Annotated in this window: 15 protein-coding genes and 2 pseudogenes; 5 read left to right on the top strand and 12 right to left on the bottom strand. The window is 57.2% G+C overall.

The features are described 5' to 3' along the window. Window positions 1–86: 86 nt before the first annotated feature. The 5 genes from EIEH_RS16140 to EIEH_RS16120 form a co-directional block, all read right to left on the bottom strand. Window positions 87–1475: an McrC family protein gene (locus EIEH_RS16140; RefSeq protein WP_107775182.1), complete on the bottom strand. Its 1389-nt coding sequence runs from the start codon at window positions 1473–1475 to the stop codon at window positions 87–89. Then, a complete protein-coding gene (locus EIEH_RS16135) occupies window positions 1468–3993 on the bottom strand; it encodes an McrB family protein (protein WP_226092390.1) in 2526 nt (841 codons plus the stop codon). Before EIEH_RS16135 ends, EIEH_RS16140 begins: the two co-directional genes overlap by 8 nt. A 100-nt stretch (window positions 3994–4093) precedes the next feature. Next, entirely contained in the window at window positions 4094–7372 is a 3279-nt protein-coding gene (locus tag EIEH_RS16130) for a type I restriction endonuclease subunit R (RefSeq protein WP_015870407.1), read from the bottom strand. A 64-nt stretch (window positions 7373–7436) separates the two neighbouring features. Continuing rightward, window positions 7437–8822: a restriction endonuclease subunit S gene (locus tag EIEH_RS16985; protein ID WP_015870406.1), complete on the bottom strand. Its 1386-nt coding sequence runs from the start codon at window positions 8820–8822 to the stop codon at window positions 7437–7439. Beyond that, window positions 8812–10431 carry a class I SAM-dependent DNA methyltransferase gene (locus EIEH_RS16120; protein ID WP_015870405.1) on the bottom strand — a complete coding sequence of 540 codons (1620 nt, stop codon included), beginning with the start codon at window positions 10429–10431 and terminating at the stop codon, window positions 8812–8814. The genes EIEH_RS16985 and EIEH_RS16120 overlap by 11 nt, the downstream gene beginning before the upstream one ends. 327 nt (window positions 10432–10758) lie before the next feature. Between EIEH_RS16120 and EIEH_RS18205 the strand changes: the two are divergent. The 4 genes and pseudogenes from EIEH_RS18205 to EIEH_RS16100 form a co-directional block, all read left to right on the top strand. Further along, window positions 10759–11067 (top strand): annotated as a pseudogene (locus EIEH_RS18205) (oligogalacturonate-specific porin KdgM family protein); the annotation flags it as partial. Window positions 11068–11410: 343 nt separating this feature from the next. Continuing rightward, window positions 11411–12892 carry a sodium:solute symporter family protein gene (locus tag EIEH_RS16110; protein ID WP_015870402.1) on the top strand — a complete coding sequence of 494 codons (1482 nt, stop codon included), beginning with the start codon at window positions 11411–11413 and terminating at the stop codon, window positions 12890–12892. Window positions 12893–13031: 139 nt separating this feature from the next. Next, complete coding sequence (locus EIEH_RS16105; RefSeq protein ID WP_015870401.1) at window positions 13032–13922, top strand: MurR/RpiR family transcriptional regulator; 891 nt, start codon at window positions 13032–13034, stop codon at window positions 13920–13922. Between the two features lie 169 nt (window positions 13923–14091). Beyond that, complete coding sequence (locus EIEH_RS16100) at window positions 14092–14982, top strand: dihydrodipicolinate synthase family protein (protein ID WP_015870400.1); 891 nt, start codon at window positions 14092–14094, stop codon at window positions 14980–14982. 12 nt (window positions 14983–14994) lie between these two features. Here the strand turns inward: EIEH_RS16100 and EIEH_RS16095 are convergent. The 5 genes and pseudogenes from EIEH_RS16095 to EIEH_RS16075 all read right to left on the bottom strand — a co-directional run bounded on the left by EIEH_RS16095 (window position 14995) and on the right by EIEH_RS16075 (window position 18290). Then, window positions 14995–15566, bottom strand: a pseudogene (locus EIEH_RS16095) (DUF1275 family protein). A gap of 127 nt (window positions 15567–15693) precedes the next feature. Then, window positions 15694–16314 carry an ABC transporter ATP-binding protein gene (locus EIEH_RS16090; protein ID WP_015870397.1) on the bottom strand — a complete coding sequence of 207 codons (621 nt, stop codon included), beginning with the start codon at window positions 16312–16314 and terminating at the stop codon, window positions 15694–15696. After that, a complete protein-coding gene (locus EIEH_RS16085; RefSeq protein ID WP_015870396.1) occupies window positions 16301–17089 on the bottom strand; it encodes an ABC transporter permease in 789 nt (262 codons plus the stop codon). Before EIEH_RS16085 ends, EIEH_RS16090 begins: the two co-directional genes overlap by 14 nt. A gap of 6 nt (window positions 17090–17095) precedes the next feature. Continuing rightward, window positions 17096–17842, bottom strand: a complete 747-nt coding sequence (gene modA / locus EIEH_RS16080; protein ID WP_035610335.1) for a molybdate ABC transporter substrate-binding protein — start codon at window positions 17840–17842, stop codon at window positions 17096–17098. Window positions 17843–18044: 202 nt separating this feature from the next. Continuing rightward, window positions 18045–18290, bottom strand: coding sequence for a DinI family protein (locus tag EIEH_RS16075; RefSeq protein ID WP_015870394.1), 246 nt, complete (start codon window positions 18288–18290; stop codon window positions 18045–18047). Between the two features lie 456 nt (window positions 18291–18746). Here EIEH_RS16075 and cuyB point away from each other — a divergent pair, with 456 nt between their 5' ends. Next, entirely contained in the window at window positions 18747–19466 is a 720-nt protein-coding gene (gene cuyB / locus EIEH_RS16070) for a cysteate racemase (RefSeq protein ID WP_015870393.1), read from the top strand. A 167-nt stretch (window positions 19467–19633) separates the two neighbouring features. Here the strand turns inward: cuyB and hypT are convergent, their stop codons facing one another. Further along, window positions 19634–20560 (bottom strand): hypochlorite stress DNA-binding transcriptional regulator HypT, encoded by a 927-nt coding sequence (hypT, locus tag EIEH_RS16065; protein ID WP_015870392.1) that lies wholly within the window; start codon window positions 20558–20560, stop codon window positions 19634–19636. A gap of 146 nt (window positions 20561–20706) precedes the next feature. After that, window positions 20707–21149: RNA-guided endonuclease InsQ/TnpB family protein (locus EIEH_RS16060; RefSeq protein ID WP_035610331.1), on the bottom strand; the 443-nt coding region annotated here is incomplete at its 5' end.

The following is a 21149-nucleotide window of genomic DNA, read 5'->3' as shown; positions in this document are numbered from 1 at the left end:
TTCAAGCCACTGAGTGTTTGATAAACAACGGCTAATCATTTCCCCCTTGCCAAATCACACTCTCACCCGGCTCTCCATGACTTCGCTCAATGCCCCAAGGCAACGCACTGATACAACCGGCTCGCCTCAGGTAATGCTAAACGTGGCTTCTCCCGGTCAATCACAAAAGGGACCACCCATAAACGTAACGGCTGTTTACCTGGCGTAGGGAACGCAAAGTGCTGTGCGATGGGGGCGCTAAAATTGGCATGTGCCGGGTAGACCAGAAACATCTCCCGCACAGTAATCTGCTGATCAAAATAGTGATGACCATAGGCAAACATCTGATAGAAATCGCCCTGTTGTAGCGCATATTTATCAGTGCCATTGGCCAGGGTGGGATCAAGCAGCTTCCACTTGGTATCCAGTACGGCGATCACCTGCTTATCCTGTATCATCACCATGTCGGGTTTAAGCCTGAACCACTGCGCATCAGCATGGGTGACCAGGCTCTTGCCCTGCACCTGCGCGTGAACCGCGACCTGCGGCGCATACTGCTCACGCAGGGTCTTCGCCACGTAGTTTTCAAATACCCTCTCCATGGGAAACAACAGTGAGAAGGCCCGGTTATCGCCTTTCATGGTTTGGGGTGAAAAGCCATCTAAAATCAGCTTTGCCCATGCTAACGGCGCCTGATAGTGGTTCATACCTCTATCAATACGCAAACGCGAGAAATCGCTGTTGTAATCGAGGCTCAGTGGCACACTGTCGAAAAAATGGAGTAGCTCTTGCAGGCGCTTTTGATTCGCGGCATGCCGCGTGATCCTCACTACGCGATTGAGCGCCGAATGCAGCAAACGATTCGCCGGTCTGTCGGTCAGAAACGCATCATATTCGCAGAAGAAACGCTGTTTATGGATGATGTTTTTGCGCAGGTGCTGGGTAGTGTTGAGCTTACCCTTTAAGTAGTTAATGTTATCTTCGCGGCACAGGTAATCGCTGCGGATCCCCTTTTTGACCAGCGTATTGACCGAGTCCAGAAACTGGCTGATAAACACATCGAGCAACGGCATCTTCTGACGGCGGATATTGGCCGAGTCAGTCTGAATATGCGCAAACGCTTTTAAGGCCCGCAGCATGATCAGCAGGGCATTACGCGCATCAGCATAGCCCGCCTTGTCGCCGGAGGCGTGATCCAACGTACCGTTGGGCGATGCGCCGGTGGACGAGGGGCGACCCAGCTTGGGCAGCACTTCAATCTGCGTGCCGTCAGGGGTAAAAATCACCCCGGCGTAGTTCTGCGTCTGCAGGGCTTCTACGCCATCTTTTGAGCATAAGCGAAATAATCGGCGCTCTTTTGTCGGGCTGAGCGCCATTTTCTTCAAATAGGCAAAGGCCGCCGCTGATATCACGGCGACCTGATGCGGGGTCGGCGTAATAGCATGCTCTTCGCTGACTAAATGGGCGTACTCAAACAGCGTAATATCTTTATACACTGGCCGGTTCACTCTGATCTGTATCCGTTTGGCTGCGGTTGGCGGGGAATGGCTGCTGGCTATGTTGTTTTGCCTCCTGCGCGGTATAGATGGCCAGATACGCCAGCGCGTTATCCCACACGGCGGCGGCGTTATCCATCAGTACGTATTGCCCTTCATGGGTAACGTCATCCGCCTGATAATGGCTGCCGAATAACGCGTGATAATCCACTTTCTGCTGGTGGATAAACTGCAGCGCCTCCGGTTTTTGATTATCCCCCAGCACCAGATGGATCTTGCTCCAATCGTCATAGAAGTACTCCTGCAGCAAGGGTAAAATTTTGGTCTGGAATGCCGCCTTTAGCGCGTGGAACGCCTGAGCATAATCGCCGCTTTGCGCTGCATGATATGCCGGAAAGAAGAAGGCGTGGCCCAGGGTGTGCTCCCGGTCATACAGCGCCGCAATCCGTGCGTTTAGTGTGGCGAGCAGTTGCTGCAGATTGATCGTCACGCCGTTGCTGCACGTAATGCTATATTCGGCGAACAGCGCGGGGTCGGGCATCATCTCGATAAACTCAAAACGGCGGCGTAGCGCGGTATCCATCAGCGCCAACGAACGATCGGCGGTATTCATCGTGCCGATAATATCGACATTCGATGGCACGCTGAATGATTGCTTACTGTAGGCCAGATTAATGGCCATCGGGTATTTGCCCTGTGCCCGTTTATCAATCTCAATCAGCGAGATCAGCTCACCAAAAATTTTGGCGATATTGCCCCGGTTAATTTCATCAATGAAGATAGCGTACTGATGCTCTGGATCTTGCTCTGCCCGGCGGCACAGCGTTAAAAACGCCCCGGCCTCTAGCGAGTAATGGACATTACCCTCATCATCCGTCGCCGCCTTTAAACCCTCGATAAACTCTTCATAGCCATATGACTGATGGAAGGTTACCGTGCTGTAACGCTTAACCTGCATCCCCGATTGTGGGCCGCGCTCCAGCTCGGCATACAGTTGAACCAGATCGTCCACCAGCTCTAACTTATCATCGAGTAAAATCCATACAGAATCGGCCGTTTTGTCGAAAACCGCCGGCTCACTACGCCCTTTATAATTGACCGTTTCAGACTCAGGCACGGTGAACTTCTGCAAATAGCTCCAAGCGGTTTGGCTAAGATTACCTTCGCGTTTATTGATTGTGGCTTTTGTCTGGAAGTATTGGCTATTCACAATGTCTGCGACCTTGGCCTGCTTGCCAAGGTCGAGTAATGACAGCACCAACACCTGCATCCAGTTCAGGGGGGCTATTTTTTCCTGCAGCCACAGCAACTTATCAGAATGTGCCGGTGTACTGGTATATTGCTTCTGTAATGCTTGCAGTGTATAGGTTTTGCCGGTGCCCGGCGGGCCATAGAAAATAATATTTTGGGGGCGCGGGGTCCGTTTTGGCTTCTCGTTTTGAGACGCTGGTGTGGCCTGATATTCAGCGCCATCTTCATTAACTTGATTCATGGTATGCGTAACCTGCTGTGGTATTTCCACAGACCACTCGTATAAATTCCATAGCAGAATATTACGGGTAAATACATCCCATTCTGGCGCTATCAGAGGCTTCACGGCCTTGAGGATATTCTGATTATCATGCAACCAGTGCTCTGTTGTCTGAACATCAAGTTGAAACTGTGATTGTAAACAGCGGCACAGGGAGGGCAGGCAAGAACCATCTGCAATACTGGTATAGTGCTCGGGATCGGCGGCGCCAAATACACGGTTAATGACCACTTTCAGAAAGCGTTTAAATGTTCCGTCAACTTTCCAAATATCAAAAACATGCTGGTAGGTCTCGGCACTAGGTGACAGAACTATCTCGCGTGTTAACTTTTTCAGAAATTCGAGGTTGGTGTTGAACTCATCATTATACATGATTCCTTGCCCGGCACTGGCTACGCCGTTGGCTTTCATGCGCCATAACCGGTTGACATCAGCATCAGTTATCGTTTTGCCGCCCTTAATTTCAGCGGCTAACTGGCAGACCTCTTGATACTGGTGATACCACTGCTGATTAAAATCATGCTGCTGATCCCAGCGCATAAACTGTGTCAATGCATGTGTATTGGCACCGTCACGCCATAAACTGGCCAAGGTGCTGGCATGGTCAGCCTTAATCAATATGCCTGAATATTGCGGGTGCCACTCCTGCTCCGGCAGCGCCGCATTCAGTAATAACAGCGGTAACATACCCTCTGCGGCTGTTTTTCGGATACTTTGTACTTGGAATTGAATATACGTACTGGAATTTGCTTCGTCGTTCTCATTTGTGCCGACCAACGCTGACTGCGTCACTACCCCTTGAGCAACGATCCCTTGGGGATCATCGCCTAAACGCATTACATAAACCGTGTCCCCCGATGTTGGCTGTTTGCTCTGGCAAGGCCAGCGAATTTCATCGCCTACCTGGCAGTGTAACAAGCTGTCCTGACTGCCATCATTCTGTTTCGGAGACTGTGTTGTATTCCACGCTAATAAATAGGCTGACACCGTTCTTATCCTTTAAAGCTATCATTGATGATTAGCGGTTGAATATGAAGATCATATCTATCATTTTACGCGCTCAATATATAACTGTCGTTGTAACACATCACGCCTGCTGATATTTTTTAAAGTTCTCCGCCTGCTCCAGCACGCTTTTATACACCTCATCATTGGCCACCGGCGGGAAGCCGAACTTATGCAGCAGCAGGATCAAATCCACCTTCAGCTTGGCTTTGATGTCATCGCGGTTGCTCCAGTCCGGATACCGGGTAGCGTCATCGACGGTGACCTTCATGGCCTTGGCCAGCGCCAACATCTTTGCTTCATCATAGGTGAATTGATACTTCTCACACATGTGATTCAAGATATCGAGAAAGGCCTTCTCCTCCATATCGATGCCGAGATCGGTAAATGACAGCATTTCCGTTTTAATGTCATAGATCATATCGGTGACCTGCTGGGTAAAGTCATCAAACTCTGCGCCATTGAGCACATCATTTTCCTTGCGCTCATTGTACTGCTCCACCAGCGCGGTAAAGCGTTTGGAGAAGTTAATCCCCTGCAGCTGGTTCACCTTCTTGAACTCGCTGATGGCCTTGCCCAGCATCTTTTGCAGCAGCTGCATTTTGGTATTCGGCAGCTTGATTTTGTCGATGCGCGCCAGATAGTCGTCATCAAAAATATCGATGGCCTCAGCATCACCCTCCCCTAAGGCAAAAATCTCTGCTACCCCATCGGCGCGGATCGCCTCGGCAATCATTGCGCGTACCCGCTGGTTCATCTGTGCGGTGTCCGGCGCATCGCCCTTGGTGAGCTTGTAGACGATGGAGCGCACCGCAATGTAGAAGTGAATATGGTCACGCTGCGCTGCGCTAAGCGACTCACTGCCGACACAAATGTCATAAGCGGCTTTAAGGCGCTTCACCAGCCCCATATAGCGCCGCTCCCGCTGTTTGGTTTGCAGCACAAACTCCGCCGCGCGGTTAAGGCAAGCCAACTGCCGTGTCGGCTCACCGCTAAAGTAATCGCGGCGATCAAAGGGGTGAAACAGCGTGGCCAACAGGTCGAGGTGGTTACGCACTTCAATCAGAGACTGCCCAATATCTTCGATATTGGCCTCATCCGCCTTCGCGTACATCGCCAGCGCCATGTTCATGCGCGATTTAATCCCGATGTAATCCACCACCAGCCCTTTCTCTTTCCCTTCAAACTTGCGGTTAACCCGTGAGATGGTCTGGATCAGGTTATGCTTTTGCAGCGGTTTATCGATGTAAAGGGTATCGAGCTCCGGCACGTCAAAGCCGGTGAGCCACATATCCACCACAATGGCGATTTTAAAGTTGGATTTTGGGTTCTTGAACTGCTTGTCCAGCTCCTTGCGGTACTCTTTGCTGCCCAGCAGGTTATACATCGGCGCATCGTCATCTTTGCCACGGGTCATCACCAGGTTGACCATCGGCAAGGCCAGCAGCGTTTCCCGCTCTTTGGCGCTAAGCTCAACCCCGTCCATGGCCTGTCTCTCTTCAAACCACGCCGGGCGCAGCGCCTGTACGCATTGATAGAAGTGATAGGCAATTTCCCGGCTGGCGCAGACAAACATCGCCTTGCCGGTCACGGTGGCCCCTTCGCGCACCCGCTCCTCGTAGTGGGCGACAAAGTCATTGGCCAGCGCCGCCAGCCGGTCAGGATCGCCTAGAATGGCGTGCATACTGGCGGTGGCCTTCTTGCTCTCCTCAATCTGGTACTCGCTGGCCCCCTGCGCCTCACACGCCTGGTAGTAACGCTCTATCTCTTCCAGCTTGCTGTTATCCAGCACCACTTTGGCGGCGCGCCCTTCATAGACAATGCGCACCGTGATGCCATCATTGACCGATTCGCTCATGGTGTAGCTGTCGATAGCCGGGCCGAACACCTCCAGCGTGGCATCAATCGGGGTGCCGGTGAACCCCACATAGGTGGCATTGGGCAGTGAGTCGTGCAGGTATTTGGCAAAGCCGTAGCTTTTTTTGTAGGTATTGGCGTTGAGGTCAAAACTCACTTTCTGATCAAGGTTGACCTGGCTACGGTGCGCCTCATCGGAGATACAGATGATATTGCTACGCTCAGAAAGCCGTTGGATATCTTCGGTAAACTTATGAATGGTGGTGAGAAAGACCCCGCCGCTGGCTCGCCCCGCCAGCTGTTCGCGCAGATCCTGACGGCTTGCCACCTTCACGATGTGCGCATCACCGATATAGCCGCTGGCGTTGCAGAATTGCCTGGCCAACTGATCATCCAGATCGGTACGATCGGTGATCAGAATTAAGGTGGGGCTTGAGAATTCGACGCTTTTCATCAGCAGGCGCGATAAAAACAGCATGGTGTAGCTCTTGCCACAGCCGGTGGCGCCAAAATAGGTGCCGCCTTTACCACTGCCGCCGAGATTGATGCCTTGCTCATTGAGCTGCTTACGCTCTTTTCTGATGTTGTAGTAGAGCTTACGGGCGGCGTAATACTGCGGATAGCGGCAGCAGATTTTAATCTCGCGCTTAGTGGTATCCGGGAAGAAGATAAAGTTTTTCAGCACATCCAGCAGGCGCAGGGGGTGGAACAGCCCCTGAATCAGGGTGTACAGGGCGTTAATCCCCTCCTTCTCGTTCGACTCGCTGCCGCTGATTTTGCGCCAGGCGTAGAAAAACGGATACGGGGCAAACAGGTTACCCAGCCTGGAGTTCACCCCGTCACTGACAATACACAGGGCGTTATAGACAAACAGCTGCGGGATATCGCGCCGGTAGCGTACGCACAGCTGCCGCCACGCATCATGGGGGGTGGCCGCCGCTTCACGCACCGCCGATTTAAACTCGAACACCACCAGCGGCAGCCCGTTGATATACAAGATCGCATCGGGGATGCGGGTCTGGGCACCGCCGTCGCGGCTCTGGCCCTCAATCTCCAGCTGATTCACCAGCCGGCAGCGGTTGCGGGGGGCGGCGGGGGGCAGGGGGGCGCCGCAGAACAGCGCCGCCAGCCCGGCCTCCAGCGCGCGGGTATCCAGCAGTTCGATATAGAGATCTTTTTGTTCAGCGTCATCGCGCTTGAACAGAAAGCCATTGCTGAGCCACTGGCAGAAGGTTTTGTTACTGGCGTAGAGGTCACTGGCCGACAGGCTTTTAAGCTGCCTGAGGATGCGGGTGATTTCGCTGTCGCTGATGCCGTCATCCTGATAGCGGCAGGCCAGATAGTGGCGCAGGTCGGCCTCAATCAGTACCTCTCTCTTGCTGCTGCGCGGCACCGTCTCACCAAGGTGATGCGGGTAATAGGCCTTACCCAGCGCATCCTGGTGCTCGCCGAGCAGGTCGATAATGGCCTGTTCCAGTTTTGCTTCCGTGAAAATATGGCTCATGGCGTTGTCTTTCTATCGTAAGGTCAGAAGGCTGCCATACGCTGGGGATGGCAGTCTGACAGGGTTAACAGTCGGTATCGCCGTCGGCAAGTGTGTCCTTATCGTTAAGGCGCAGTTCGCCGGAGATCAGTTTAGGGAGTAGCGTGTCGCGGAGGTTAGATAATGCAATAACCTCATTTTCATTAACCTCAATACGACTATCTAAATGAGCGCAAAATAAATCAAACTCGGCAACCAATCTAGTTGTTACCGAAACCACAGGAATAGATTTAAAGTCCTTTTGATTAATAGAGCCAAAAACTGTTCCCTCCCCGTTAAAAACACTGAAATATTTTGAAAGGTTTTTTAGTGTGTAGTACGTAAAAGAAACACTTCCTGAACCATGTCTTGCTGCTGCCACTCCTCGGCCAATGGCACACTTGTCAGCAGCTAAATTTATATCACCAACCGGAGCCCTGACACTAACCAACGTATCATGTTTATTAGCCATCCTTTTTGGTGAGGAACAATAAATACGATTAGATGGAAATCTAAAACCAAAATCCGTTTTGCCTTGAAAAAAAGGAATACCATCGCCTATATCGTTATAGGTTGAGCTAGCTGGGGATTGACCCATCGTTAGATTAAATTCAGCACCAACGCTTGATCCGCTCCACCCCTTCGGCACCCATCCACCAAGCCCTAATGATGGCTCTTCGCACGCTTCAAAGGCGGCGGGGAATAACTGCCGGGTTTCGGCAGGTAATGGTTTGAAATCAGGCTGCTCGCGCACGGCTTTGCGCTGCTCGGCGCGGCGTAATAGCTCTTCGGACAGTTCGCTGTTTTGCTCAAAGAAACCGGCATCCAGTGCGTTATCTACCACCGGATCAAAATCGACAAACCATGACTTAAACAGCGCCTGCGCCATTTGTTCAAGGGTTTGGTTGATTTGGCGGTTGAGGGTGATTTTGTTCGCAAGACTATTTAAACACGAAGCAACAGCATCCTCACTATCCAATAACCTTGGAATATTAAGCTCTTTAAGTATAGGGATTCTTATATTACTTACTGTTGTACCAGTGCCCTCATTCCATGATATTTGATGTTGTACATACGGAGATTGAAGAGCCCAAAAAAGATAATAACCAGATACACCTTTCCTAGGCCGTAATAATACCTGCCGCTGACCTAAGCAACACTCTAGCCCTGCAGGTATCAAACATACTTCCCCCATAGGTGCTTCCCTAGTAATAACTAGATCACCCTCTTGTGGTTTGGCTCTTTTTATTCTGTTTAAAAATCCGTCTTTATTAGTGAAACTAGGTGATGATAAATCTAAAACACCATTTCTGATATTTTGATTTCTAAGAACTATAAAGCCAGAGTCTGTCCACTCTGGCGTAGAATGAGGACAATCTACTACCAGCTCACACAAATCAGCTAGCTTCGTTGTTGCGAGCTTACTCCCCATAACCCAGCGCCTCCATATTGGCGCGGATCGCCGCATCCAGTGCCTGCGCCTCGTTTATCTGGCGATACAGGGTTTGCGTCAGCTCTCGCATCTTGGTTTCAAAGGCGACGCCATCGTCTGCCACCTCGGCGGCGCCCACATAGCGCCCCGGGGTCAGCACAAAGTCATTGGCCTTTATCTCATCCAGGGTGGCGACCTTGCAAAAGCCGGCGTGGTCCTGGTATTCGCTGATGCTGATTTCGCCCGCCTTAACACGACGCTTCAGTTCGCTTTCTGAGCAGCGCCAGGCATGGAAGGTATCGGCAATACGGGCGATATCGGCGGCGGTCAGCTCTTTGTTGGTGCGGCTCACCATGGTGCCGAGCTCGCGGGCATCGATAAACAGGGTCTCTCCGCTGCGGGCACGGTAGCCGTAGCGGGGGTTGGCCTGTTTGCTTTTGCTGATAAACCACAGGCACACCGGAATTTGGGTGGTGTAGAACAGCTGCCCCGGCAGGGCGATCATGCATTCAATGCGGTCATCTTCAATCAGCTTTTGGCGGATTTCCCCTTCGCCGCTGGTGTTGGAGCTCATTGCGCCGTTGGCCAGCACAAAACCGGCGGTACCGTCAACACTCAGCTTGGCGAGCATGTGCAAAATCCAGGCATAGTTGGCATTGCCGGTCGGCGGGGTTCGAAAGCCGGCAAAGCGCGGATCATTGGTGAGCTCAGATTCACTGCGCCACTCCTTGAGGTTAAACGGCGGGTTGGCCATGATGAAATCGGCCTTCAGATCGGGGTGCTGATCGGCAAAGAAGGTATCCGCCGGGCGCTCCCCCAGATTACCGATCAGCCCGCGGATCGCCAGGTTCATCTTGGCCAGCTTGTAGGTGGTGGTGGTCAGCTCCTGGCCATAGATGGCAATATCTTTGCTCTTGCCCTGATGGCTTTCGACAAACTTGAGCGACTGCACGAACATGCCGCCGGAGCCGCAGCAGGGGTCATAGATTTTGCCCTCATAGGGCTCCAGCATCTCCGCCAGCAGGGTGACCACCGACTTGGGCGTGTAGAACTCACCGCCGCCTTTTCCCTCGCTGGCGGCAAAGCGGCCGAGGAAGTATTCATACACCCGGCCCACCAGGTCCTCTTCGCTTAGCTGGCATTCGCTGGCCAGCGTATCGATATTCTCGATGGTATCGATCAGCGAGGCCAGCTTCTTCACTTCTAATCCCTGGCGGGAGAAGTAGTTATCCGGCAGTGCGCCGGTCAGCGCGCTGTTGCTTTTTTCAATGGTGGCAAGCGCGCTATCAATAATCACCGCAATGTCATCCTGCTTGGCGCGCGCCTTCACATAGGACCAGCGCGCCGCCTCCGGCAGGAAAAACACGTTATCCTGCTGGTAGAACACATCCATATCGACAAAGGCTTCCTGCCCGTTGGCCATCAGCTGTTTCCGCTTAGCCTCAAACTTATCGGTGATAAATTTAAGGAACACCAGGCTGAGCACCACGTGCTTGTATTCGGAGGATTCAACGCTGCCACGCAGCTGGTTGGCGGTATCCCACAGGGTCTCTTCAAAGCCTTTCTTATTGGCGTTTTTATTGGCGTTTTTGGTTGGCATTTTGGCCATGACTGTATGTCCGGAGTGAAGGAATTAATGCCGGGCTATGATAGCAGAGACGCCTGCGTTGTTGCAGAGCGGTGGAGAGGTAATCCATTGACGGATCACAGTATGCAGGGCGGTGATCGGCCGATGAGGGCATCAGGGCCATGGCGGGCGGGGGAAACCGCCCCCTCCTGCACGGCGATGGCCGCAGGCCGGTGAGGACGCACCGGCAGGCTGATCATCGGGCGCTGATGCGCCGACGCCGATAACGATCCCCCGAGCCGCGATCCCCTCTAGCGCGGCGACGGTGGGCTGTGCCCATCAATAATCAAAAACCACGCAATATATCCGGTTTACAGCGCCGGGTATTACCGTGTTGGCTATGTGCGAAAAACGCGGGATGACGAACGGACAAACCGTCTGGATGGTTATCTTGGCTATCGTTTTAATGATTGGCGCGTTGAGTATGATTATACCCAAATGTATAGCGACGCGCTTAAATATAATAATAAAAAGACCAATTATGAACACAACGTCGCCCTCTCTTACCGGATAAACCCGTCCTTTACCCCCTATGTCGAAGTCGGCAACGTCGCCGTCAACAGCAACAGCGATGCGCGCCAGACCCGCTATCGCGTCGGGCTTCAGTACCACTTTTAACGCCTCTGCGCCCCCTGTTCACGGCGTGGAACGGCAGCAATATTTAAATTCATCAATGGGAAAGTGTGCGCTGGACGACATAAGAGCGCGATTTTTGTACCACATTATGCGACGCCTCACACTTCCCTATTTTTTCGCTTGATGAAGCAACGCTCCGAAAAAATAATCATAACGGAGCAAAACACCAACAAGCACGGCTTTGCCCCAGGACACAGAGCCGATGCAACGACCCTAACGGAGGACGGCGTGATGCACTATCCAGTATCCCCCCGCAACGCGCGCACCCGCCGGGCTATCGCTGTCAGCGCCCTCCCTCTTACCTTACCCATGGCAGGAATTAAACATGCAGACTCATGACTTCGGATTCCTCAACTATGCCGTCCTATTCGGCTACCTGCTGGCGATGATGCTGGTGGGGGTGTACTTTGCCAAGCGCCAGAAAACGGCGGATGACTACTTCCGCGGCGGCGGCCGCGTTCCCGGCTGGGCCGCCGGGGTCTCCGTCTTTGCCACCACCCTGAGCTCCATCACCTTTATGTCGATTCCGGCCAAGGCCTATACCTCGGACTGGACATTCATCATCGGCCAGTATCTGGCTATCGCCATTCTGCCGCTGGTGTTTTACTTCTACATTCCGTTTTTCCGCAAGCTGAAGATCACCTCGGCCTACGAGTATCTGGAGGCGCGCTTCGACGTCCGCAGCCGGTTGTTCGCCAGCCTCTCGTTCATGCTGTTCCACATCGGCCGCATCGCCATCATCACCTATCTGACCGTGCTGGCTCTGCGTCCCTTCCTGGCCATCGATCCGGTGGTTCTGGTGCTGCTGATCAGCATTCTGTGCATCATCTACACCTGGATGGGGGGGATTGAGGGGGTTATCTGGACCGACGTGATCCAGGGGCTGCTGCTCTCCGGCGGTGCCGTGCTGATCTTCATCATGATCTGTTGGAAGGTGAACGGCGGGATTGGCGAGATCTACAGCGTCACCGCCGGCGCCGATAAATTCTTCCCCGACAGCCAATTTCACTGGAGCTGGACCAACAGTACCATTCCAGTGCTGATGATAGGCTTTCTGTTTGCCAATATTCAGCAATTTACCGCCAGCCAGGACGTGGTCCAGCGCTACATCGTGACCGACTCCATCGAGGAGACCAAGCGGACGCTGATCACCAACGCCAAGCTGGTGGCGATTATCCCCATTTTCTTCTTCGCCATCGGCTCCGCGCTGTTTGTCTACTATCAGCAGAACCCGCAGCTGCTGCCGGAGGGCTTTAACACCGGCGGGATCCTGCCGCTGTTCGTGGTCACCGAAATGCCCGGCGGCATCGCCGGACTGATCATCGCGGCCATTTTCGCCGCGGCCCAGTCCAGCATCTCCAGCAGCCTGAACAGCATCTCCAGCTGCTTTAACTCCGATATCTATGTGCGGCTCAGCCGTCAGGAGCGCAGCGCGCCGCAGAAGATGAAGATCGCCCGTCTGGTGATTATCCTCGCCGGTCTGCTGAGCAGCCTGGCCACCATTTGGCTGGTGCTCTCCAATGAGTCAGAGATTTGGGATGCCTTCAACAGCCTGATCGGCCTGATGGGCGGCCCGATGACCGGTCTGTTTATGCTGGGGATCTTCTTTAAACGCGCCAACGCCGGCAGCGCCTTCTGCGGGATCCTGGTCAGCATCGTCGCCGTACTGCTGACGCGTTACGCCTCTGACCTCAACTTCTTCTTCTACGGTGTCGTCGGCGCCATGTCGGTCGTCGTGGTCGGCGTGCTCGCCGCGCCGCTGTTTGCACCGGCCAAGCAGGTGACGCTGGACCGCGAACGCGCCTGACGCGCCCCTCTCCCAGCCCGGTCCTTGCCGGGCTGACTTTTTTTAAACGCGGTTATTTGCTAGGCTTAGCGTTCTATACCCCAGCTCCCATGCCGCCGCGCCGCTGGACGGTGCAGTTCATCAATCAAGGCGCCCTCTCATGAAGGACTCTCAGCAGATTCGCTTACAGCCCGGAAAAATCCTCGACACGCTCTCTGCCATGCAGAACAGTCTGACCCGCGTATCTCAACGGATTGCCGACTATATCCTGCGCACCCCGTCGCAGGTCACCCAGCTCTCTATCGCCCAGCTGGCTCAGGCCACCCAATCCGGCGAGGCGACGGTGATCCGCTTCTGCCGCACCCTCGGCTATAAAGGATTTCAGGATTTCAAGCTGGATCTGGCGATTGAACTCGCCCGCAGCGACGCAGGGGAGACCCCGCTGCTCGATGCCGAAATCCTCGACAGCGACGACGTGCCGACCATTGGCCGCAAGCTGCAGTCCGCCATCAACAGCGTCCTGTCAGAGACCCTGAACCTGCTGGACATGGCCCAGGTACAGGCGGCGGTCGATGCGATTCGTCAGGCCAACTACCTGTTTATCTGCGGCGTCGGCTCCTCCGGTATCACCGCCGAAGAGATGAAAAACAAGCTGATGCGCATCGGCTACCGGGTTAACGGCACCAGCAATAACCACTTTATGTATATGCAGGCCTCGCTGCTGCAGCCGGGGGATGTCGCTATCGCCATCAGCCACTCCGGTGCCTCACCGGAGACGGTACACACGCTCAAGCTGGCGCAGGAGGCCGGGGCGTGCACCATTGCCCTGACCCACAATCTGGGGTCGGCGCTGATGCGCCATGCCGATATCAGCCTGATCAACGGCAATAAGCAGGGGAAGCTGCAGGGGGACTCCATCGGCACCAAGACCGCCCAGCTGTTCGTACTGGATCTGCTCTACACCCTGCTGGTTCAGGCGGAGCCGCAGCGCGTTACCGCGCAAAAGCTGCGGACGCTGAATGCGCTGCAGAGCGCTAAATCGCTGTCGTGAGCGGCTGCCCGCACCCGGCGGGCAAAAAAATGCAGCAGCTCACAGTTTAACGAAAATCTCCCCTCGTCACGCGCCACGGCGGTTGCGGGCCGCCGGATCACCCCCTAAAATGGAGCCAGACTCCATACAATTAAATCAAAAAACAAGACAACTCCAAAAGGATGCTGGCATGAAAAAGCTAACCGGTTTGATCGCTGCACCGCATACCCCGTTTAAAGCTGACGGCAGCGTTAACTACCCGGTCATCGACCGGATTGCCGAACACCTGATCGCTGATGGCGTCACCGGCGCCTATGTTTTGGGCACCACCGGCGAGGGGATTCAGTGTTCGGTGGAAGAGCGTATGCGCATCGCCGAACGCTGGGTCGACGCCAGTCAGGGCAAGCTGGATCTGATCGTGCATACCGGGGCGCTGAGCATTGCCGACGCCGTGACGCTGGCGCGTCATGCCAACACCCTGGATATCATGGCGACCTCCGTGATCGGCCCCTGCTTCTTTAAACCGGCCAGCGTGGATGACCTGGTCGAATACTGTCGTCTGGTGGCCGGGGCCGCGCCGGATAAAGGTTTTTATTACTATCACTCCAGCATGTCCGGCCTGAGCATCGACATGGAGCGCTTCCTGCAAAGTGCCTCCGGGCGCATTCCCAACCTGAGCGGCATGAAGTTCAATGCCAGCGATATGTATGAGTACCAGCGCTGCCTGCGGGTAGAGAACGGCCGCTTCGATATTCCGTTCGGCGTCGATGAGTTTATGCCCGCCGGGCTTGCCTGCGGCGCCACCAGCGCCGTCGGCAGCACCTACAACTACGCCGCACCGCTCTACTTGCGCCTGATCGAGAGCTTCCGCCGCGGCGATATGCAGGATGTCGCCCAGTGCATGGATAAAGTGATCGCCATCATCCGGGTGCTGGTCGAATACGGCGGCGTCGCCGCGGGCAAGGTCGCCATGCAGCTGCACGGCATCGACGTCGGCGATCCGCGCCGTCCGCTGCGCCCGATGACGACCCAGCAAAAGGCCGACGCGCTGGCCAAATTCCGCGCCGCCGAGTTCCTGTAACCCCCCGCGTCGTCAGCCGCCCGGCGTCCCGGCGATGCGGCGGCTCAGCAGGGCGGCCGCCAGCAGCAGTATACCAAGCGCGCTAAAACCGACCGCGCCAAAGCGGTCGGTCAGGGTTCCCCCCAGCAATGCGCTGCCGACAAACCCCAAAATACCGCAGAGCAGCGTCGCACGGGCCGGGCGATCCGGCGCCGCCCGCCCCGCCGTCAGGCTGTTGATCAGCGATGTCGACATTCCGGTGATGTAGGTCGGGTACACCTTGGTAGTATCCAGGCGCTGGATCACGCCGTTCTGCAGCCCCAGCGCCAGAGTCCCGACAGCAGCGGCGCAATGCGCCGCGTATCGCTGTCCGTCATCCGACGCAGGCGCCAGCGACTCCCCCAATAGGTGCCCAGCAGGAAGCAGACCAGCGCCACGGCGCAGTAGCCCAGCGTCAGCCAGCGTCCCTGCGCCAGATAGATCATCGCCAGCACCGCATTCCCGGTGATATGGCCGGTAAAGGTGCCCAGCAGGACAAACGCGCCCGCATCGGCAAACCCGCCGACCAGCGTCAGCAGCAGCAATACCCGAATCCGATTATCCATCCCGCGCCCCCTCAAGACCAACCGCACCGTCCACACCGTCCACACCGTCCACACCGTCCACACCGTCCACACCGTCCACACCGTCCACAGCATAGCCGATCGGCGTCCGGACGCCATCGCGGACGCGCTAGGTCAGGCGCCACAGCTGCCCCGCCTGTAGCTGATAGCAGGCATCGGCCAGGGCATCGACCTCGCGCGGCTCGTGGCTAACCAACAGCAGCGTCATGGCGCGCTGGCGCTGCACCCGGCGCAGACAGTCCCACAGCCGCCGACGCAGGGGCCAGTCCAGGCTGGAGAAGGGCTCATCCAGCAGCAGCAGCGGCGGGGCGCTCACCAGGGCGCGCGCCAGCGCGACCCGCTGCTGCTCGCCGCCGGACAGCTGCCGGGGATAGCGCTGCGCCAGATGGTCCACCTCCAGCTCCCGGAGCAGCGACAGGCGATCCTCTGCGCAGCGCGGTCGCCCGGTCGCAAACTGCGCCAGCGCCAGATTCTGCTCTACGCTGAGAAACGGAAATAGATACAGCCGCTGATTCAGGTGGCGGCAGGGGCGACGCCAGGGCGGCAGCCCATCGATAGGGCGTCCCGCCACGCGCACGCTGCCCCGGTACGGCAGATGGCCGGCGATCGCCCGCAGCAGGGTGCTCTTGCCGCTGCCCGAGGCCCCGCAGACGGCGGTACAGCCCGCGGCGGCGGCGGACAGGCTGACGCCGCGCAGGATCGCACAGTGCAGCGCATCAATATGCAGCATATTTCCCCTTTTCCTCCGGCGGGCGCACGCCGTGCAGCAGTAGCAGCAGGGCAAACGCCAGCAGGATCAGCAGCAGGGCGCAGCCGACCGCGGCGGAGAAGTCGCCGCCGGCGATATTCAGATACACGGCGATCGGCAGGGTTTCCGTTTTCATCCGCGTCGCCCCCGCCAGCATCAGTGTGGCGCCAAACTCCCCCAGCGCCCGCGACAGGGCCAGCACCGCCCCGCTGACCAGGGCGCGCCACACCAGCGGGATCTCCACCAGCAGAAAGGTCGCCAGCGGCGCCAGCCCCAGATTATGGGCGGTCTCCAGCCAGGCGCGATCGATGCTGGCCAGGGCGGCGCCGGCGCTGCGCAGCAAAATCGCCGTGGCGACATAGGTCTGGGCGATCACGATCCCCAGTGGGGAAAAGAGCCGCTGCGCCAGCCCGGGCAGCCAGCCCCCCAGCGGCCCCTGATGTCCCAGCAGCAGCAGCAGGCCGATGCCGGTCACCAGCGGTGGCGTCACCATCGGCAAATCGAGCAGCAGATTAAGCCAGCGTTTTCCCGGCAGCGGCACCCGTACCATTGCCCAGGCCGCCGGCAGCGCAATCAGACAGGCCAGCGCCAGCGACAGCAGCGCCGTCGACAGAGAGAGCCCCAGCGCGAAGCGGATCTCTGGATCGCGCAGCAGCGCCGCCAGCATGGCAAGATCGATCTGCCCCAGCAGGGAGGCCAGCGAACCGACGATCAGCGCCAGCAGCAGCAACAGGGGCAGCAGCGCCAGCGCGCGCACCGGACGCTACTTCGCCAGCGGCAAATAGCCGCGATCGGTGAACGCGCGGATCCCCTGGGGCGAGGCGAAGTACTCCGCCAGCGCCCGGGCCGCCGGGGCCTGATCGCTGCCCTGCAGCACCGCGATCGTCGCCACCTCCTGCGGCACCCCGGGCGGCGTCGGCAGCAGGCGCAGCCGATCGCGGTGGCGCATGGCATCCGCCCGCCCGATCACCGCGGCATCCACGTCGCCGTTGAGCACATACAGCAGCAGCTGTTTAATCGTCGTCGCCTGAACCACCACCCTGCTGCGCAGCGCCTGACCGTATCCGCTGGCCTCCAGCAGCGCATCGCCGCTGCGCCCCAGCGCAATGGCGTGCGGATCGCCCATCCCGATCCTCAGCGGGCTTTGCGCCAGCTGCGCCAGCGTCTCCACCTGGGCGCCGGTATCCCGCCGCACCACCATCACCGGCGTATGCAGCACCAGCGGCGCGGAGAAGGCCACCCTTCCCTGAGCGCGCAGGCGCTCGACATAGTCGGCCGAACCGGGCAGAAACAGATCGCCGGCGCGCGTCAGGTTAATGCGCGTCAGCAGCTGCCCCGATCCGCCGTACTCTACCGTCACCCGGTGGCCGCTCTGCTTCTCAAAGGCGCTGACCACCACCTCTACCGGCTCCCGCAGGCCGGCGCCGGCGTACAAATGCAGCTCTGCCGCGGCGGCCAGTGCCCCCCAGCCCCACAGTAACGCCATCCCTAACCCTACACGCCATTTCATATTCACTCCGTCCTCCCCGGCCGATCCAATCGCTATATATATAAATATATGACGCTACTCCGACAACGGCCAAAGGCGGGCAACGTGATCACACCGGGCTTTTTAGATGGGGACAGGGGCGGGAGACGGACAGGACGGCGTGGCAAGGAGAGATTAAGGGCGGGGAGCGGTAGCGCCGCTCCCTACGAGATCACGCGGGCAATCAGCTGCGCCAGTGGCCGTGCTGCAGCACATCCTGCTGCAGCTCATGGAGCACGATGCGCACTTCCTCGTTATCGTGAAAGCCCTCTGCGGTAAACGTCGTTTCATCGCCGTCATGCACGATCAGCAGACTGCTCTCCGGGTATACCTCTTTCACCCGCGCTCCCAGCTCTGCAACGTAGGCGTCATACTCCGTGGCGGAAAGGTGTTCAAAGCAGGTATCAGCGATACTGATTTTAATATCCATGACAGACTCCTCACATTAAGGGCAGATGGTAAACGGACCGTCATGAGTGTAAGAGCTCACCCAAGACAATGCAATGCATTCATCCTGCTGAGCCATAAGCATTATTTTATGCCGATCTCCACTATCGCACCCGCCGCTGTAACCGGGTAGCACCCGGTTACAGCGCCCGCGCAAGCGCCGCGAATTATGCGTTGTTTGCATATATCAAGCCTTTTTCGCATGATGCCGCCGCACCACACCAAGTAATAAAATCCTATCAAAACCGTATGGTAATAGGTGACAGCCCACTATGACACCATCCATACCCAGCCATCATATGTGTAATTTGCATTGATACGCGTTTTATTGCATTTCCCCCGGAGGCACTCCGACGCCTACTATTCTGTCAAGACGCCATGACGTGCCCCGGCACGCCCTGGCCGTAGACAGCGTATTCAGTCAAGCGGGGGAAACAGCGTGAAAGGGTTAATTGGCGTATTGGGCGGCATGGGGCCAGCCGCCACCGTGGATATGTTCAATAAGTTCGTCACTTTTACCAGCGCGCGCCGCGATCAGCAGCACATTCCGCTACTGATCTCCTCCATCCCGGATATTCCAGACAGAAGCGCCGCGCTGATGCAGGAGGGCCATTCGCCGCTGCCGGCGATGCGTGACTATTTACAGCGTCTGGAGCAGGCCGGGGCCGAGTGTATCGTGATCCCCTGCAATACCGCCCACTTTTGGTTTGATGAGCTGCGCCAGTCCTGTCACGTCGAGCTGCTTAACATCGTCGGGGCGACCCTGAACGAGGTGTGCGCCAGCGGTCAGCGCCACATCGGCCTGCTGGCCACCGACGCCACGCTGTATATGGGACTGTATCAGCAGGCCATCGAGGCGCACGGCCTGCGCTGCATCGCCCCCGATCGCGGGGGGCAGGAACAGGTCATGGAAAGCATCTACGCCCTCAAGGCCGGCGACGCCGGGCATGCCCGCCGGCTCATGGCGCGGCAGGCCGACGCGCTGTTCGCCCGCGGCGCGCAGATCATCGTACTGGGCTGTACCGAGGTGCCGGTGATCCTGGCCAAGGCGCTGAGAGAGCAGCCAGAGCGCTATATCGAATCGACGGGGGCGCTGGTACGGGCCGGTATCCGCTGGTATGAAAAACGCGTCGGGCAGACAGACCTCCTGGCGCAATAACCCGCAGCGTCGCCCCCTCTCCACTAAAGGGCATTGCACTGCCTCTGAAAGCCCGTATGGTATGGCCAGACATCATCGTTGCTGAATGCAATCTTCTTGGGGGTCGGCATCGGCCTGTGCGGCGGGCTGGGTACGCCCCGCGGCGTCTGCCCCGCCCCAGGGCGCAGCTATTCCATCTCCCCCGCCCGGGCGCTGAACAGCTCACCCAGCAGCTGCCAGAAACGCTCCATGCTCTGGCTCAGCCGGGTATCCAGGCGGTAGGCATAGGCATCGATCGGGATCAGCAGAGCCTGACTGTCGAGGGCGACCAGACGCCCCTGCGCCAGCTCCTGACGAATGCCGTAGCCCGGCAGCCAGGCGATCCCCGAGCCATCCAGCGCCACCTGCTTGAGCAGCTCACTCATCGACGAGACGAAGACGGTACGAAAGTTCAGCGACGTATCGCGCGCCAGCACCCGATTAACCTGCCGCCCCATGTAGGAGTTGGCGGTGTAATTCAGCAGCGGCGCATCGGCCTGATCCAGCCGGTATAGCGGCTGACCGAGCCGATCGGCGGCGCATACCGGAAACAGCTGAGAGGAGAAGAGATGAATGTGGGCAAACGGCGTCTGCAGCAGGTTATCGTCATGATAGGAAAAGATAAAATCGCTCTTTCCCTCGCGCAGCGTATCGACGGCCCTGTCCACGTCGATAGCCTCGACCGTATAGCTGAACGGCGTCGGCAGCCGCTTCACCAGCGAGGGCAGCAGCCCCAGCGACAGGGAGTGGGCCGCCGCGATCGCGATCCGCTGCTGGGCCGGATCCCCTCCCGATCGCAGCCCGGCCAGATTGCTCTCCAGCTGCTGCAGCAGGCTGCGCACCTGTGAATGAAAAATTTTCCCCTGCCCGGTCAGCTGCAGCGGCGATATGCTGCGGTCAAACAGCACGACGCCACAGGCCTGCTCCAACGATTGAATACGGCGGCTAAACGCAGACTGGGAGACATTGCGCCGCATGGCGGCCTGGGAAAAATTTCGGCATTCCTCCAGCGTTAAAAAATCGTACAGCCATTTGGTTTCAATATTATGCCCCTGCCCATAGCCTACCCGCTCCATGCCCTTTCTCCGCCGCCATCGCGATTGATCCGCCGCCGCGCCGCGCGCGCCGCCCCCGAAACCTGCGCTGATTATACCCCGGCGTGGCGCGTTATCATCTGCGTTGACATCCTCCCCGCCCTAAAGGGCGAGGATTCCTACCGCGTTCAGACCGAAGTCTGACTCGCCTCGGTGGGTTCCTGCTTCATCGAGCGGCCTAACGCTGCCATCTCTCCACAGGCTAACGCGGCGTGCCCCGCCGCTAAAATATTGCGAGCGCCGTTTATATCGGCGTTCTCTGTATATCCACATTCCAGACACTCGAACCGACTTTGTGACTGGCGGTTTTCTTTCGCTGTATGACCACAGCACGCGCAACGCTGGCTGGTATATGCCGGAGGTACTGCCAGAACCTGACCACCGCGCCAGAGCTGTTTGTACTCAAGCTGGCGGCGAAGTTCGTACCACCCCTGATCTAATATCGAACGGTTTAAGCCTGATTTTGCACGGACGTTGCGCCCATGCTGGCTTACCGTACCCGCTGCCGACTTTGACATGTTGGCAACCTTCAAGTCTTCAATGACGATCATTGCGTGGTTTTTGCTGATGG

Source organism: Edwardsiella ictaluri ATCC 33202 (assembly GCF_000264785.1).
GTDB lineage: Bacteria > Pseudomonadota > Gammaproteobacteria > Enterobacterales > Enterobacteriaceae > Edwardsiella > Edwardsiella ictaluri.
Note: the sequence above shows the minus strand (reverse complement) of the source record. Positions and strands in the feature narration are given on the sequence as shown.

What these genes read in the sequence shown, in the direction of transcription:
- EIEH_RS16130 (WP_015870407.1), bottom strand. Translation starts at nt 7,372, where the DNA reads ATGAGCCATATTTTCACGGAAGCAAAACTGGAACAGGCCATTATCGAC.
- EIEH_RS16985 (WP_015870406.1), bottom strand. Translation starts at nt 8,822, where the DNA reads ATGGGGAGTAAGCTCGCAACAACGAAGCTAGCTGATTTGTGTGAGCTG.
- EIEH_RS16120 (WP_015870405.1), bottom strand. Translation starts at nt 10,431, where the DNA reads ATGGCCAAAATGCCAACCAAAAACGCCAATAAAAACGCCAATAAGAAA.
- EIEH_RS16110 (WP_015870402.1), top strand. Translation starts at nt 11,411, where the DNA reads ATGCAGACTCATGACTTCGGATTCCTCAACTATGCCGTCCTATTCGGC.
- EIEH_RS16105 (WP_015870401.1), top strand. Translation starts at nt 13,032, where the DNA reads ATGAAGGACTCTCAGCAGATTCGCTTACAGCCCGGAAAAATCCTCGAC.
- EIEH_RS16100 (WP_015870400.1), top strand. Translation starts at nt 14,092, where the DNA reads ATGAAAAAGCTAACCGGTTTGATCGCTGCACCGCATACCCCGTTTAAA.
- EIEH_RS16090 (WP_015870397.1), bottom strand. Translation starts at nt 16,314, where the DNA reads ATGCTGCATATTGATGCGCTGCACTGTGCGATCCTGCGCGGCGTCAGC.
- modA (WP_035610335.1), bottom strand. Translation starts at nt 17,842, where the DNA reads ATGAAATGGCGTGTAGGGTTAGGGATGGCGTTACTGTGGGGCTGGGGG.
- EIEH_RS16075 (WP_015870394.1), bottom strand. Translation starts at nt 18,290, where the DNA reads ATGGATATTAAAATCAGTATCGCTGATACCTGCTTTGAACACCTTTCC.
- hypT (WP_015870392.1), bottom strand. Translation starts at nt 20,560, where the DNA reads ATGGAGCGGGTAGGCTATGGGCAGGGGCATAATATTGAAACCAAATGG.